This window comes from Shewanella sp. HL-SH4, assembly GCF_051164845.1.
In the GTDB taxonomy this organism is placed as follows: Bacteria; Pseudomonadota; Gammaproteobacteria; order Enterobacterales; family Shewanellaceae; genus Shewanella; species Shewanella glacialimarina.
In genome coordinates, this window is record NZ_CP195037.1 from 925,633 (window position 1) to 941,007 (window position 15,375).

Below are 15,375 nucleotides of genomic sequence, written 5' to 3' on the forward strand. Positions count from 1 at the left end.
AAAATGACAATTACGATAAATAGTTAACAAACCCGTTATGCACGACATATTAAACCATTTTCGAACCAACTTAAGTGTTAAGTTAACCGCGCTGTGATAGTGACCAGCAGCAAAACTGTGTTAACTATGCCAAAAGTGTCAATGACACTCAAGCCTTAAAGTGTAATAACCCTGCTTTAAGACTTGATTTAAGTATTATTTTTCGTTCACGGCGATTGTTTAGCCTAAGCGTTCAGTCAACCAAGGTAATACTAAAGCTAATGCGGCATCTAAGTTCTCAGGCTGAGTACCACCCGCTTGTGCCATGTCAGGGCGTCCACCGCCTTTACCGCCGACTTGCTGAGCAATCATGGCCACCAACTCACCGGCTTTAACTTGCTTGGTTAGATCATTACTGACACCGGCAATCAAATTAACTTTACCTTCTGTGGCAACACCTAATACGATAACGGCAGACTTTAACTTTTGCTTAAGCTCATCTTGCAAACCACGTAGTGATCCAGCATCAACACCTTCAAGCTTTTTCACTAGGACTTTAATACCATTTATCTCAATAGCATCACCCGCTAAATCAGCACTTGCTGCAGCAGCAAGTTTATCTTTCAGTTGCGATAAATCTTTTTCAAGCTGTTTCACTTTATCTAGCTGCGCTTTTAATTTAGTGATAACAGAAGCACTGTCTGACTTAAGTAACGCTGCGGCTTCTTCTAACTGGGCTTGTTGATCTGCCACATAGGCCATTGCTGCAGCGCCAGTAACAGCTTCAATACGACGCACACCTGCAGCAATACCGCTCTCGGAGGTTAATTTAAATAAGCCAATGTCACCCGTGCGACTAACGTGCGTACCGCCACATAACTCAATAGAGAAGTCACCCATGGTAACAACACGCACTTGTGCATCATACTTCTCGCCAAATAACGCCATTGCGCCTTTTTCTTTGGCTTCATCGATACCCATTTCTTGGGTATTTAATTGATGATTTAGACGAATTTGAGTATTAACTAACTCCTCAATCTCTTTAATTTCAGCCGGCTTGACACCTTCAAAATGTGAGAAGTCAAAACGTAGACGCTCAGGATTAACTAAGGAGCCTTTTTGAGTCACATGACTGCCTAATACTTGACGAAGTGCAGCATGAAGTAAGTGAGTCACTGAATGGTTAAGTTCAGTGCTTTGACGCAGTTTTTTATCCACTAATGCGGTTAACTTAGCGCCTACTTTTATACTGCCTTGAGTCAGTTTTCCCTGATGACCCGTTGCCTGGCCAAATTTCTGCGTATCAAGCACCTCAAAGCTAACGCCTTGTGCGTTTAGCAGACCTCGGTCACCGACTTGTCCGCCAGATTCTGCGTAGAAAGGTGTGTTATCGAGTACCAGCACAGCTTCCTGACCCGCTGTCACTTCAGTCACTTCGTTGCCATCAACATACAAAGCAACTACGGTCGCATCACCGGTTAAGCCTTGATAACCACAAAATGCGGTTTGCTTATCAATAATCAATTGCTTGTTGTAATCAGTACCAAAGTTACCAGCAGCTTGCGCACGGCTTCGTTGCTCAGCCATTGCCGCTTCAAAACCAACTTCATCGACAGTAATGTCACGCTCACGGCACACGTCTGCGGTCAAATCCACAGGGAAGCCGTAGGTATCGTAAAGTTTAAATGCGGTGTCACCATCAAGCACCTTGCCAGATAAGCTATTAAGCGCGTTATCAAGCAGCCCCAAACCACGCTCTAACGTGCGGGCAAATTGCTCTTCTTCAGCTTTTAAGGCTTTTTCAACAATCGCTTGCATTGCAGCTAGGCCTTTAGCTGCATCACCCATAACGTTGATTAAGGTAGGTACAAGCTTATAGAAAAACGCATCCGTAGCGCCAAGCTTATTACCATGACGTACTGCGCGGCGAATAATACGACGCAGTACATAACCACGGCCTTCATTAGAAGGTAAAACACCATCCGCAATCAGGAAAGAGCAAGAACGAATATGATCAGCTATTACGCGTAATGATTTATTTTCTAAATCAGTAACGTTAATTATTTCAGCTGTTTTAGCAATAAGTTGCTTAAAGATATCAATTTCATAATTTGAATGTACTCCCTGCATGATAGCTGCAATACGCTCAATTCCCATGCCGGTATCTACCGACGGCTTAGGCAAAGGTAACATCTCACCGTCTGCTTGACGGTTATATTGCATAAATACGATGTTCCAAATCTCGATAAAACGATCGCCATCTTCTTCAGGTGAACCAGGACGTCCTCCCCAAATATGATCGCCATGGTCATAGAAAATTTCAGAACATGGACCACAAGGACCGGTATCACCCATTTGCCAGAAATTATCTGACGCATAAGCCCCACCTTTGTTATCGCCGATGCGGATAATATTCTCAGCAGCTACGCCAATTTTGTTGTTCCACAGTTCAAACGCTTCATCATCGGTTTCATAAATGGTCACGCATAAACGATCTTTTGGTAGTTTCAATGTTTCAGTTAAAAAGGTCCACGCAAAACGGATCGCTTCTTCTTTGAAGTAATCACCAAAACTAAAATTACCTAGCATTTCAAAAAAAGTATGGTGACGTGCGGTATAACCCACGTTATCTAAATCATTATGCTTACCACCGGCTCGAACACAGCGCTGTGATGTCGTCGCACGAGTGTAGCTGCGTTTATCCATCCCCAAGAACACATCTTTAAATTGGTTCATGCCGGCATTGGTAAATAGCAGTGTTGGGTCGTTAGTTGGAACCAGCGAACTACTGTCTAAAACTTGATGTCCGTTATCTTCAAAGTACTTTAAAAAAGCACTTCTTAACTCTGCAGTGGTCTGAAACATGGATGCGTCCTGATATAGAGAATACAAAAGTGTCTAGCTTGCTATACAAGCCAGTAAATGAGGGCATTATATACTGAATTTACGCAAAAATGCGAGATGAGTAAGGCGATTATCATCTGAACAATATTCGATTAGCTTATCGCAAAATATGAGTGCTGTGGCATAAGATTAACAATCTTCTCAATTAGCTTTCAATCTGAATATAGGTGCGTAAACACTCGCTTTAAGGTAATTTGTAGTTAAACAGTCCTTCATATATTACAGCTAGTATTACATCTAGGCTTTAACTTAGGGTTTGTTATGCAAACCAGAATGTTTTAAAAAGGAAAAGTAATGAAGTTTAGCTTTAATGGCGAAGATGCCAGCCAAATTTTTGTCGGCGCATTTGCGCTTGCGGTCCCGATTTCGTTTTCAGAGGAAGCGTGGCGATTAGGTGAAACCCTCCCTTTTTTCAATTTATTAATGCTTTTTTTATTATCGGTTATTTTTCTAGGGCTATATACCTATCAAAGTGTCTTTCAAAATAATATTAGCTCAAGAAAATTAGTGTTTATTTTCCGTATTGTTATCGCTTATCTAATGACAGCATTAGTGGTTGCATTAGTGCTATTTTGTTTAGACAAATTACCCTTTTGGGTAGACCCATTAACATCGTTAAAACGGATAATAGTCATTACTATGCCGGCATCGATGGGCGCCATTGTGGTGGACAGTTTTGATAAAGAATAATGTTATATCGGATGAACTAGAGGCTATTTTATTTGGTTTGTTATTGTTCTGTGGCTAGCGTATCAATCTACTAAAAGAATAAAATTTCAATTGATTTAGTTAGTTATCTAGTTATCTAGTTACTAGTTATCTAGTTATCTAGTTATCTAGTTATCTAGTTATCTAGTTATCTAGTTAGTGGCGGGTAAGTCTAGTCAGTATAGCAAGGATAACAACAGAGTGTTTTTTAACTGAAGCATAAAAAAGTCGCGATACGTAAAATACGCACCGCGACTTAAATCGACACATTAATTGCTAGGATAAATCTTATTTAGAAAACTTCACCGGTTTCTAAATCAATATTTTCATCTGTAGATGATGCTGCTGCGGTACCTGTTCCAGAACCAAGCAACATTTCACGTAATGTCTTATCAATCTCTTGTGCAATCGCTGGATTTTCGGTTAAGAATTTACCGGCATTAGCACGGCCTTGACCAATTTTTTCGCCTTTATAACTGTACCAAGCACCCGCTTTATCAACAAGCTTATGTGCAACACCTAAGTCCACGAGTTCACCAGTACGGTTAATACCTTGACCGTAAAGGATTTGGAATTCAGCTTGCTTAAATGGTGCTGCAATTTTGTTTTTAACCACTTTAACACGGGTTTCGTTACCGACGACTTCATCACCATCTTTAATCGCGCCAGTGCGGCGAATATCTAAACGAACTGAAGCATAAAACTTAAGTGCATTACCACCGGTTGTCGTTTCAGGGCTACCAAACATTACCCCAATTTTCATACGAATTTGGTTAATAAAAATAAGCAAAGTATTTGATTGCTTAAGGTTACCTGCAAGTTTACGCATAGCTTGGCTCATCATACGTGCCGCTAAGCCCATATGCGAATCACCAATTTCACCTTCAATTTCAGCTTTTGGTGTTAACGCAGCAACAGAATCGACAACAATAACGTCTACCGCACCTGAGCGAGTTAAAGCATCACATATTTCTAATGCTTGTTCACCTGTATCTGGTTGTGAACATAATAAGTTATCAATATCTACGCCTAGTTTTTTAGCATAGATAGGATCAAGTGCATGCTCAGCATCAATAAAGGCACATGTTTTACCTTCACGTTGTGCTGCGGCAATAACTTCTAAGGTTAGTGTTGTTTTACCTGATGATTCTGGGCCGTAAATTTCAACAATACGTCCCATTGGTAGTCCACCTGCGCCCAACGCGATGTCCAATGAAAGTGAGCCGGTAGAAATAGTTTCTACATCCATGGTACGGTCTTCGCCCAACTTCATGATAGAGCCTTTACCGAATTGCTTTTCAATTTGGCTTAACACTGCGGCAAGTGCTTTCTCTTTATTTGGATCAACCTTCATTTTCAAACCCTTCCAGGCAATAACTTTGTTCACAATTAATGGTAAAATTGCTGTGTATAATTTAGTTTGTAAGTGTCGTTAATATCGTCACTCATCTCAATATGTTGTTCAGTATACTGTATAGTCATACAGTATCAAGCCCTGAGGTTACTTTTTTTTATTTATTAATAAAATCATAAATTTAGTAATTTCACGTCAATATAATGAATTTGTATTTCTCCAACAGGGGCAAATTTTGTTAAGATTAGCCGCTATAAAAATCCCATGCTAATTCCCCGAATGCTTAATGAATTACCACAGATGAACAAAAAGAGTATTACACAGCCCATGACTGAAATTGTTAGCTTAGATTTAGAAAAACATACTCCGATGATGCGTCAATATTTGACAATGAAAGCCGCTCATCCTGACATGCTGTTGTTCTATAGAATGGGGGATTTCTATGAGCTATTTTATGATGATGCTAAAAAAGCCTCTGAAATGCTTGGTATTTCATTAACTGCACGGGGTAAAAGCGGTGGTGACCCGATCCCAATGGCTGGCCTGCCTTACCATGCGGTAGAGGGCTATTTGGCTAAGTTAGTACAAATAGGTCAATCGGTCGCGATATGTGAGCAGATTGGCGATCCCGTGACTTCAAAGGGTCCAGTTGATCGCCAAGTTGTCCGTATCGTCACCCCGGGAACATTGACAGATGAAGCCTTATTACAAGAGCGTCAGGATAATTTATTAGCCGCGCTTTACGAGGGTAAAGTCGGTTACGGCTTTGCCACATTAGATATCTCTTCTGGCCGTTTTGTTATTTCAGAATTAGATTCAAGAGAAGCACTAGAAGCAGAGATCCAACGTACACGACCAGCGGAATTACTTTACAGTGAAGACTTCACTGACATGATACTCATCAATCACTTAAAAGGAATTCGCCGTAGACCTGAATGGGAGTTTGATTACGACACTTGTGTCAATTTATTATTAACTCAATTTGGCACGAAAGACTTGCATGGCTTTGGCATCAACGATGCTCGTTTAGCACTACAAGCGGCCGGCTGTTTGATGCAATATGTTAAAGACACTCAAAAAACAGCATTGCCACATATCAACTCTATTGTACGTTTTAATCAAGCTGACTCGATTATTTTAGATGCTGCCACCAGACGAAACCTAGAGCTAACCCAGAATCTTTCAGGCGGACGTGAAAACACGCTTTCATGGGTATTAGATAATACGGCAACCCCCATGGGGAGTCGCATGCTACAACGTTGGATCCACCAACCACTGCGCGATCGTAAACTGATAACCCAACGCCATAATGCGGTGCAAGAATTGATCGAACAGGATTTGTACCCTGTTTTACATGAACAACTGAAATCGCTTGGTGATATAGAACGAATAATGGCACGTTTGGCATTAAGAAGTGCCCGCCCACGTGACTTTGCTCGACTTAAACAAGCATTAGGCTTATTGCCAGAAATTAAACACACACTGCAAATCTGCCAACAGCCACAGATGACTAATTTGGCTACCCTATTAGGTGAGTTTCCAAATGAACATGATTTACTGACACGGGCAATTATTGATAACCCACCGGTATTAATCCGGGATGGCGGCGTAATCAAAGATGGTTATAACACTGAGTTAGACGAATGGCGTAGATTAAGTGAAGGAGCCACTGATTACCTGGCTGAAATGGAAGCACGCGAGAAACAGCAAACTGGTATAAATACTTTGAAGGTGGGTTATAACCGCGTTCATGGCTATTACATTGAAGTGAGTCGACTACAAGCAGATCGTGTTCCGATTCATTATCAACGCCGACAAACATTAAAAGGTACAGAGCGTTACATCACCCCCGAGCTTAAAGAACACGAAGAGAAAGTACTTTCAAGCCAAGGTAAAGCGCTAGCATTAGAAAAACGTCTTTGGGAAGAGCTGTTTGACCTACTGCTACCTAAACTTCATGAGCTACAACAATTTGCCAACGCGGCTGCCGAACTTGATGTAATCAGTAACTTTGCAGAACGAGCTGAAACCTTATCCTATCATTGCCCTACAATGACCAATGATATTGGAATTACTATTGAAGCAGGACGCCATCCTGTGGTCGAAAAGGTCAGTCAAAAACCCTTTATTGCCAACCCTGTAAATCTATCACCTGCGCGAAAAATGCTGATTGTGACCGGACCTAACATGGGCGGTAAATCAACCTATATGCGTCAAGTCGCGCTAATCACCTTGATGGCTCATATCGGTTGTTTTGTGCCAGCACAAAGTGCAAAAGTTGGTCATATAGATCGTATTTTCACCCGTATTGGTGCCTCTGATGACCTAGCATCAGGGCGGTCAACCTTTATGGTTGAAATGACCGAAACGGCTAATATTCTTCATAATGCCAGCAAGCAAAGTTTAGTATTAATGGATGAAATTGGTCGGGGGACATCGACTTATGATGGTTTATCTCTAGCCTGGTCAGCTGCTGAATATCTTGCCCAAAAAGTGGGGGCTCTGACCTTATTTGCAACTCATTATTTTGAGCTTACACAATTGCCAGAATTAATCGATGGCGTGGTTAATGTCCATTTGGATGCCATTGAACATCAAGATACGATCGCCTTTATGCATGCTGTACAAGATGGTGCAGCGAGTAAAAGTTACGGTCTGCAGGTTGCAGCTTTAGCAGGTATTCCTCAGCAGGTGATCAGTGCTGCTAAACATAAACTGCATCAATTAGAAAGTCGCGATGATAAAACGGATATTAATCTTAATACATCGGCACAAATGAGCTTAAGTATGCCACAAATTGATTACTCCCCTCTGGCTGAGAAGTTAGCATTTATTAATCCAGACGAGTTAACCCCCAAACAAGCGCTAGATTATTTATATCAATTAAAGCAATTAGCTAAGTCTATATAAAACTAAAACGCCATATGAAATGTCATATGGCGTTTTGAGATATTATCACTCTCTGCAAACAAATTAATCTTGAAAAAGCGCTTCAACTGACAGGCCTTGCTGACCTAATATATCTTTGAGACGTTTTAATGCTTCAACTTGAATTTGGCGCACTCTTTCCCGGGTTAAGCCAATTTCAGCACCGACATTTTCAAGCGTTGATGGCTCGTAGCCTAATAAACCAAATCGACGGGCAAGTACTTCACGCTGTTTGGTATTTAATTCGTTTAACCAACCCACTATAGAATTAGATAAATCTTCATCTTGAACGCGGTGATCAGGTCCTACTGAGTCATCATCGGCAATCACATCGAGTAAGGCACTATCATTGTCACCACCAATGGGCATATCTACTGAGGTGATACGCTCATTGAGCTTAAGCATTCTGCTTACATCACCGGTAGAGACATCTAATTTTTCAGCGATTTCTTCAGCGGTTGGCTCATGATCTAATTTTTGCGCAAGTTGTCTAGCGGTACGAAGGTAAACATTTAATTCTTTTACAACATGAATAGGTAAGCGAATAGTGCGCGTTTGATTCATGATGGCACGCTCGATGGTCTGACGGATCCACCAAGTCGCATAAGTTGAAAAACGGAAACCTCGTTCAGGATCAAATTTTTCAACCGCTCGGATCAGTCCTAGGTTACCTTCTTCAATCAGGTCAAGTAAGGCTAAACCGCGATTATTATATCTTCGGGCGATTTTAACGACGAGACGAAGATTACTTTCGATCATTCGGTTACGAGATTTTGCGCAACCCTTGAGGGCTTTACGTGAAAAGAAGACTTCTTCCTCTGCGGTAAGCAGTGGCGAAAAACCAATTTCACCTAAATATAATTGAGTGGCATCTAAATTTTTGTGTAAGTCATCTTGGACTTTTTCTTCAATGTCTAATTGTTGAACTAACGTATCAGTAGTTACAACGTCTTGTGGTTCTTTAGCTTGATCAACAGATTGTTCTGCTATGGCAGTACTTTTTTTCTGGCTCATAATTGCTCTCCCAAACCTTAATTGTGATGTTTAAAATCTACACTTGATCATCCTCCGTTATTAATGTGACTAAACAATTACTGCTTAGGTAGATATCGTAATGGGTTTACTGACTTACCATGATGGCGAATTTCAAAATGTAGCATCACTTGGTTTGCCCCGGTACTGCCCATTTTTGCAACTGTTTGGCCTGCGCTAACATATTGCTTTTCTTTAACCAGAATCCTGTCGGCGTGTGCATAGGCACTTAGATATTCATCGTTATGTTTGATAATCACTAAGTTTCCGTATCCACGTAACGCATCTCCTGCGTAAACGACTCTCCCATCTGCCGCAGCTTGTATAATATCGCCACGGTTTCCTGCAATCTTTATTCCTTGATTGCCTTGCTCGCTAGAAGAGAAATAACCTACTATTTTTCCTTTTACGGGCCAGTACCACTTCTGCACCTTACTGGGTAAATCTGCTATCAGTGAACTTTCAGTTTGGTTAATTTTATGTTGGGTAGTTGTTACAGAATACGCAGGCTTAGCTTTGTGATCAAGATCTTTTTTCACTGTTGTTACATTTACTATTTGGCTAGGCTCTATGCGGGTTTGCTGTCTATCTAAATTAGAATCTTTACTCAAATTCGGACCTGAGTAAGGTAATGTTGCAGCCTGAGATGTTACAACTGATGTATTATAGTTATTATTTTTTGCCGTACTATTTACTGACAAATTCGTTAATTCAATCTTCTGGCCTGGGTAAATAGTATAAGGCATCTTAAGATTGTTCAGTCTTGCGACTTCGGTGAAATTACGCCCAGCACCCCAAGAAATAGAGTAAAGAGTGTCACCTTTTTTAACTATATAGGCAGAATTGGCCAATGAACCGCGATCATATTTGGGGTTATAAGTATTAGATGAAATATTTTCAACTGGTGCAGGCTGACTCGCCTGAAAGCTACATCCAGATACAATTATCGATAATACGAAAAGTCGAAGCAAAAGCGAACACATCAAATACAATCCTTTAAGCTGAATAGCACGAAGATAAACTTATGCTAGATCGCCATTAACTAATGGCACAAATTTGACCGCTTCAATCACTTGAGATGTAAATTCATCCCCAAGGCGGGTTATTTTCAGCAATTGTTGGGTATCGTCACCAACAGGAATAATTAATACTCCTCCTTCTGCAAGTTGCTCTAATAACGCTTGCGGCACACTCGCGGCGGCGGCAGTCACCATAATGCCATTAAATGGACCGCGATTACTCCATCCTTTCCAACCATCACCATACTTAAAAGAAACGTTATGAAGATCTAACTTTTTTAATCTTTGCCTTGCTTGAATTTGCAAAGACTTAATACGTTCTATAGTGCAAAGCTCTGGCACTAACTGCGCTAACACCGCGGCTTGATAACCTGAGCCTGTGCCGATCTCTAACACTCGTTGTGGTTTGGTCTGCAATAATAGCTCGGTCATTCTTGCGACAATATAAGGCTGTGATATTGTTTGGCCTTGCCCGATAGGTAAAGCGGTATTCTCATAAGCTTTATGCGCAAGTGCGTTATCAAGAAATAATTCTCGTGGTGTATTGGCTACAGCATCAAGTATTGCTGGTGACTTAATCCCCGACTCAGCCAGTTTTTTAGCTAAATTTACTGCTCGCGCAGATGAAACTCCTGTCATATTTTCGTTACCCAGTCAGCTAACTTTGTTAATTGATTATAAGCCGTTAAATCAACAGTCAATGGCGTGATCGAAACGTATCCATCGGCAACAGCACCAAAATCGGTTCCCTCACCAGAATCTTGCTCAGCGCCGACTGGGCCAAGCCAATATATATCCTTGCCTGCAGGGTCTTGGGTTTTAACCATTCCTTCGGCTTTATGGCGGGCGCCAAGTCGGGTGACTTTAATGCCCTTAATTTGCTCAAGCGGTAAATCAGGTACATTTACATTTAAAATTTGATTCGATTCAATAGGATGCGTGAGTAAATTTTTAACTATTCTGGTAGCATAATCAGCAGCGCTTTGATAATGCTGCAAATTTTTACCTACTAATGAAATCGCAATTGCAGGTAGTCCTAAAAAACGGCCTTCCATCGCCGCTGCAACGGTGCCTGAATATAAAGTATCATCTCCCATATTCGCACCGGCATTAATGCCCGATACGACAATATCAGGTTCAACTTTGCATAATTGCCTAATGGCTAAATGGACACAATCAGTTGGTGTACCATTAACTGAAACATACCCATTAACTAACTCATTTATTCTTAATGGGTTAGTTAAGGTTAACGAGTTACTTGCACCGGAACAATTTCTGTCGGGAGCCACAGTTAACACCTTTGCGAACGCGTTAAGCGCATCACTTAATGCAATTATTCCAGGTGCATTAACACCATCGTCGTTACTGACAAGAATATTGATCATTTGAGTTGATTCATCCATTTAGTCATTAAGCTTACGAGATGGCTTGCGCTTGCTGATCTGCAACCATGTTTTTCCACTGTTCATCTTTGATATCTTGGTAGTCGACTAACTCACGTAATACCGATGTAGCGTAGCTTCCGGCAGGTAACATAAACTCAATAGTGCAAACATCACCATCAACCCGTAATTTCATTGCCTGCGGCTTTAATAATAACAAGCGCCGCTCTTGACTAAGCCCTGCATTTTCAAGCCCGTGCAAATCATCTTCAAACTCTGCTATCGCAGCCGCTTCCATGGTAGCAGCTTCAGTCAAAGCAAGTGGTTGCCCTCGTCCCCATAATGGGACTGAAAAACCAATATCCTCTTCCTCTAAACGTTTCAGTAGTAATTCATCCCACTGCTCGGCGACAAAATAACTCTTGCTGCCCGCTAACATGACGCAATCTCCAGCTAAAGGCTTGAGCAGATGATGCTGAAGACGGTAAGAGGCAACCTGATTAAATATGTATGATCGCACCGCAGATAAGTACATGCTTTTCTTCGATCTATCGTGCACTTTACGCGCACCCGACAGCATTTGCCTACCTTGCTCTAAATTTTTACCATTGTGACCAAAGCGTTGCTCACCAAAATAATTAGGCACTCCAAGGGCTGCAATTTGATTAAACCTTTGTTGCAGGGCGTCGATGTTAGTCACATTACGCAGCGTTAGGGTAAAACGATTACCCAGTAGGGCACCAATACGCAGTTTTTTACCGTGACGCGCACTGGATAAAATAGTCAGTTGATCACTGTTAAGCTGTTGCCAATCGGGTGTTTCTTTTCCAGGAATACGAATACCAAACCACTGTTCAGTTTGGGCATTTTTGTCTTTTTGACCCGCATAAGTCACTTCTTTTGGATGAACTTTAGCAAATTTCGCCAGCACTTCAGCCACATGCCCAGTATTGAGGCCATCTTTGCGAATATGCAGCATATGGTGCTCACCCTCACCAGTAGGTGAAAAAGGGAGAATCTCCTCTACGATGAAATCACTATTATGAGTACGTAAGTCAGCGGTACTGGTTGGTTTTCCATATAAATAATACAGATCAGTTATCATTTTTATTATTCCTATTTCTGTATCATTAATACAACAGATTCAACAGCTATGCCTTCTTTACGTCCAGTAAAACCTAACTTTTCTGTGGTAGTTGCTTTGACGTTAATATCGTCGATGGGTGTTTGTAAATCGAGTGCTAAACACTGTCGAATAGCTTCGACATGAGGCGCCATTTTCGGGGCCTGTGCAATCACAGTCACGTCCAAGTTACCGATTTTGTAACCCTTTTTCAACGCTAACTCATAACAATGACGAAGCAATACACGGCTATCGGCACCTGCATACTCGGCATCGGTATCGGGAAAGTGTTTGCCTATATCACCCAATGCCATCGCCCCTAAAATAGCATCACTGACAGCATGTAAAATTACATCGCCATCTGAATGTGCAATAAGACCTGTTTCATATGGCACAATCACACCACCAAGAATAAGTGGCTTATCTGCACCAAATTTATGCACATCAAAACCATGACCAATACGCATTTTCATTTTGTTATCCTGTCTATTCTGATATTGATTGCTGCTGCAGAAAAAGTTGAGCCAGCTGTAAATCATCGGGATGAGTAATTTTGATATTATCAAATCGTCCCGGTACTAAACCCGGCCAAATACCAGCCCATTCCATGGCACTGGCTTCATCTGTAATTGTGGCTTTAGCCTGCAATGCGTGCTTAAGGTTTTGTTTTAAGGTTAATACTGGAAACAACTGCGGTGTTAATGCATGCCATAATTGAACCCTGTCGACAGTGTGTTGAATAGTGCCATCAGCATTTGAGCGCTTCATCGTATCTCTTACCGGCGCGGCTAAAATTGCCCCTTGCGGGAACTCATCTATAGCATTAATTAGCTTATCAATATCTTTGTGAGTGATACACGGCCTTGCAGCATCGTGGACTAATGCCCATGCATCAACATCCGCTTCCTCAAGTGCGGCTAATACCGAATCAGCACGCTCTCCGCCGCCAAGCACTTGCACCAACTTAGGATCTAATGCTTGGGGTAAACTTGCGAAAAAAGTGTCTTGAGGATGTAAAGCGACAATCACTGTATCAATGGCTGGATGAGATAATAAGCGCGTTAAAGTGTGCGCCAAAATGGTTTGATCACCTAAGGTTAAATATTGCTTAGGAATATCTGCCCCCATGCGGCTGCCGATACCAGCAGCAGGTACAATTGCTACAATATGAGTAATAGGAGTTGTCATGAAATTATTGACCCAAACTATTTCGATCGCGTAATTCAGCAGCAACTACGCGATAAAAAGTTTCACCTTCTTTTACAAGGCCTAATTCGTTACGAGCGCGTTCTTCAATCGCTTCAGTGCCACTTTTAAGATCGATAATTTCCGCTTTAAGAATTTGATTTCGAGCAATCAACTTGGCGTTGCTATCTTGTTGTGCTTGAATTTGTGTTTGAAGCAGAAAATATTCAGATAAGTTATTCTCGCCCATCCATAATCTTAATTGGAGCAGCGCTAACAAAGCCGTTAGTGCGAATAAAAGTTTCTTCATGGTAGCTAAGCAAATTATCCGAAATGATGAATAAGCTTATGATACAACAAAAAAGGCCACCGAGTGGTGGCCTTTTTAATCAACAAAGCAAAATATTAACCTTGGCCTTTAACTTCTTTAAGACCGTTATAAGGTGCTTTTGAACCTAGCGCTTCTTCGATACGCAGTAATTGGTTATATTTGGCAACACGATCACTACGGCTTAGAGAACCTGTTTTGATTTGTCCAGCGGCGGTGCCCACAGCAAGATCGGCAATTGTTGAATCTTCTGTCTCGCCACTGCGGTGAGAGATAACAACAGTAAAACCAGCATCTTTAGCCATTTTGATTGCAGCTAACGTCTCAGTCAAAGAACCAATTTGGTTAAACTTGATCAAGATTGAGTTAGCAATACCATTGTCGATACCGCGCTTAAGGATCTTAGTATTGGTGACGAATAAATCGTCACCCACTAATTGGATTTTATCGCCCATTAATTTAGTTTGGTGAGCAAAGCCTTCCCAGTCAGACTCGTCTAAACCATCTTCAATAGATACGATTGGGTAACGTTCAGTAAGGCCTTGTAAGAAGAAGTTAAATTCTTCAGAAGTAAATTTCTTACCTTCACCTTTAAGATCGTAAATATTGGCTTCTTTGTCGTAAAACTCAGATGCCGCACAATCCATCGCTAAAGTGATATCTTTACCTAACTCATAACCTGCGTTGGCAACCGCTTCTTTGATTGCAACAAGGGCTGCTTCATTTGACTCAAGGTTTGGTGCAAAACCACCTTCATCACCTACCGCAGTTGAGTGACCAGCCGCTTTTAATACTTTAGCTAGGCTGTGGAATACTTCTGCGCCCATACGTAAACCTTCACGGAAGGTCGCAGCGCCAACGGGCTGGATCATAAACTCTTGGATATCAACACTATTATCAGCATGTTCGCCACCATTGATGATGTTCATCATAGGCAGTGGCATAGAATAAACACCTGGAGTACCGTTTAAATCAGCAATGTGAGCATATAAAGGAACACCTTTAGCTGCAGCGGCTGCTTTTGCGATTGCTAAAGAAACAGCTAAAATAGCGTTTGCGCCAAATTTTGCTTTATTTTCAGTACCATCTAAGTCAATCATAATTTGGTCAAGCTGTGCTTGAGCTAATGCATCTTTGCCTTTAAGTGCTTGTGCAATTGGACCATTAACAGCAGCAACTGCTTTTAATACACCTTTGCCTAAGTAACGAGATTTGTCACCGTCACGCAGTTCTAATGCTTCACGGCTACCCGTAGAGGCACCAGATGGCGCAGCGGCCATACCAATAAAACCGCCTTCTAAATGCACTTCGGCTTCAACAGTTGGGTTACCGCGTGAATCCATGATTTCGCGACCGATGACGTTAATAATGTTAGCCATAATTCCCTCGTAAATAATGTCAGTAATACTGAAAGTTTTAAATAAAATAAAAAA

Annotated in this window: 13 protein-coding genes; 2 read left to right on the forward strand and 11 right to left on the reverse strand. The window is 41.4% G+C overall.

What is annotated here, in order from left to right:
• Positions 1–219: 219 nt before the first annotated feature.
• Positions 220–2,844 (reverse strand): alanine--tRNA ligase, encoded by a 2,625-nt coding sequence (gene alaS / locus ACRWQL_RS05040; protein WP_434952649.1) that lies wholly within the window; start codon positions 2,842–2,844, stop codon positions 220–222.
• Between the two features lie 333 nt (positions 2,845–3,177).
• Between alaS and ACRWQL_RS05045 the strand changes: the two genes are divergently transcribed.
• Positions 3,178–3,573, forward strand: coding sequence for a DUF2391 family protein (locus tag ACRWQL_RS05045; RefSeq protein WP_226410647.1), 396 nt, complete (start codon positions 3,178–3,180; stop codon positions 3,571–3,573).
• A gap of 310 nt (positions 3,574–3,883) precedes the next feature.
• On the opposite strand, the gene recA is transcribed toward ACRWQL_RS05045, so the two are convergent.
• Positions 3,884–4,945: a recombinase RecA gene (recA, locus tag ACRWQL_RS05050; protein WP_434928605.1), complete on the reverse strand. Its 1,062-nt coding sequence runs from the start codon at positions 4,943–4,945 to the stop codon at positions 3,884–3,886.
• 327 nt (positions 4,946–5,272) lie between these two features.
• On the opposite strand from recA, the gene mutS reads away from it, so the two are divergent.
• Positions 5,273–7,855 (forward strand): DNA mismatch repair protein MutS, encoded by a 2,583-nt coding sequence (mutS, locus tag ACRWQL_RS05055; RefSeq protein WP_434952650.1) that lies wholly within the window; start codon positions 5,273–5,275, stop codon positions 7,853–7,855.
• A gap of 63 nt (positions 7,856–7,918) precedes the next feature.
• Here mutS and rpoS read toward each other — a convergent pair whose 3' ends face one another.
• The 9 genes from rpoS to eno form a co-directional block, all read right to left on the reverse strand.
• On the reverse strand, positions 7,919–8,887 hold the full coding sequence (gene rpoS, locus ACRWQL_RS05060; protein ID WP_434928603.1) for an RNA polymerase sigma factor RpoS: 969 nt from the start codon (positions 8,885–8,887) through the stop codon (positions 7,919–7,921).
• 77 nt (positions 8,888–8,964) lie between these two features.
• Positions 8,965–9,888, reverse strand: a complete 924-nt coding sequence (locus ACRWQL_RS05065) for a peptidoglycan DD-metalloendopeptidase family protein (protein WP_434952651.1) — start codon at positions 9,886–9,888, stop codon at positions 8,965–8,967.
• Between the two features lie 39 nt (positions 9,889–9,927).
• Entirely contained in the window at positions 9,928–10,563 is a 636-nt protein-coding gene (locus ACRWQL_RS05070; RefSeq protein ID WP_434928601.1) for a protein-L-isoaspartate(D-aspartate) O-methyltransferase, read from the reverse strand.
• Positions 10,560–11,309, reverse strand: a complete 750-nt coding sequence (gene surE, locus ACRWQL_RS05075; RefSeq protein WP_434953336.1) for a 5'/3'-nucleotidase SurE — start codon at positions 11,307–11,309, stop codon at positions 10,560–10,562. Before surE ends, ACRWQL_RS05070 begins: the two co-directional genes overlap by 4 nt.
• A 31-nt stretch (positions 11,310–11,340) precedes the next feature.
• On the reverse strand, positions 11,341–12,408 hold the full coding sequence (truD, locus tag ACRWQL_RS05080) for a tRNA pseudouridine(13) synthase TruD (protein WP_434953337.1): 1,068 nt from the start codon (positions 12,406–12,408) through the stop codon (positions 11,341–11,343).
• A gap of 14 nt (positions 12,409–12,422) precedes the next feature.
• Positions 12,423–12,902, reverse strand: coding sequence for a 2-C-methyl-D-erythritol 2,4-cyclodiphosphate synthase (gene ispF / locus ACRWQL_RS05085; RefSeq protein ID WP_434940306.1), 480 nt, complete (start codon positions 12,900–12,902; stop codon positions 12,423–12,425).
• A 13-nt stretch (positions 12,903–12,915) separates the two neighbouring features.
• Complete coding sequence (gene ispD, locus ACRWQL_RS05090; protein WP_434952652.1) at positions 12,916–13,617, reverse strand: 2-C-methyl-D-erythritol 4-phosphate cytidylyltransferase; 702 nt, start codon at positions 13,615–13,617, stop codon at positions 12,916–12,918.
• A gap of 4 nt (positions 13,618–13,621) precedes the next feature.
• The gene (gene ftsB / locus ACRWQL_RS05095; RefSeq protein WP_434928598.1) at positions 13,622–13,924 is read right to left on the reverse strand and encodes a cell division protein FtsB; all 303 of its coding nucleotides are present in this window, start codon (positions 13,922–13,924) and stop codon (positions 13,622–13,624) included.
• A gap of 95 nt (positions 13,925–14,019) precedes the next feature.
• Entirely contained in the window at positions 14,020–15,321 is a 1,302-nt protein-coding gene (gene eno / locus ACRWQL_RS05100) for a phosphopyruvate hydratase (RefSeq protein ID WP_226410656.1), read from the reverse strand.
• Positions 15,322–15,375: the final 54 nt, after the last annotated feature.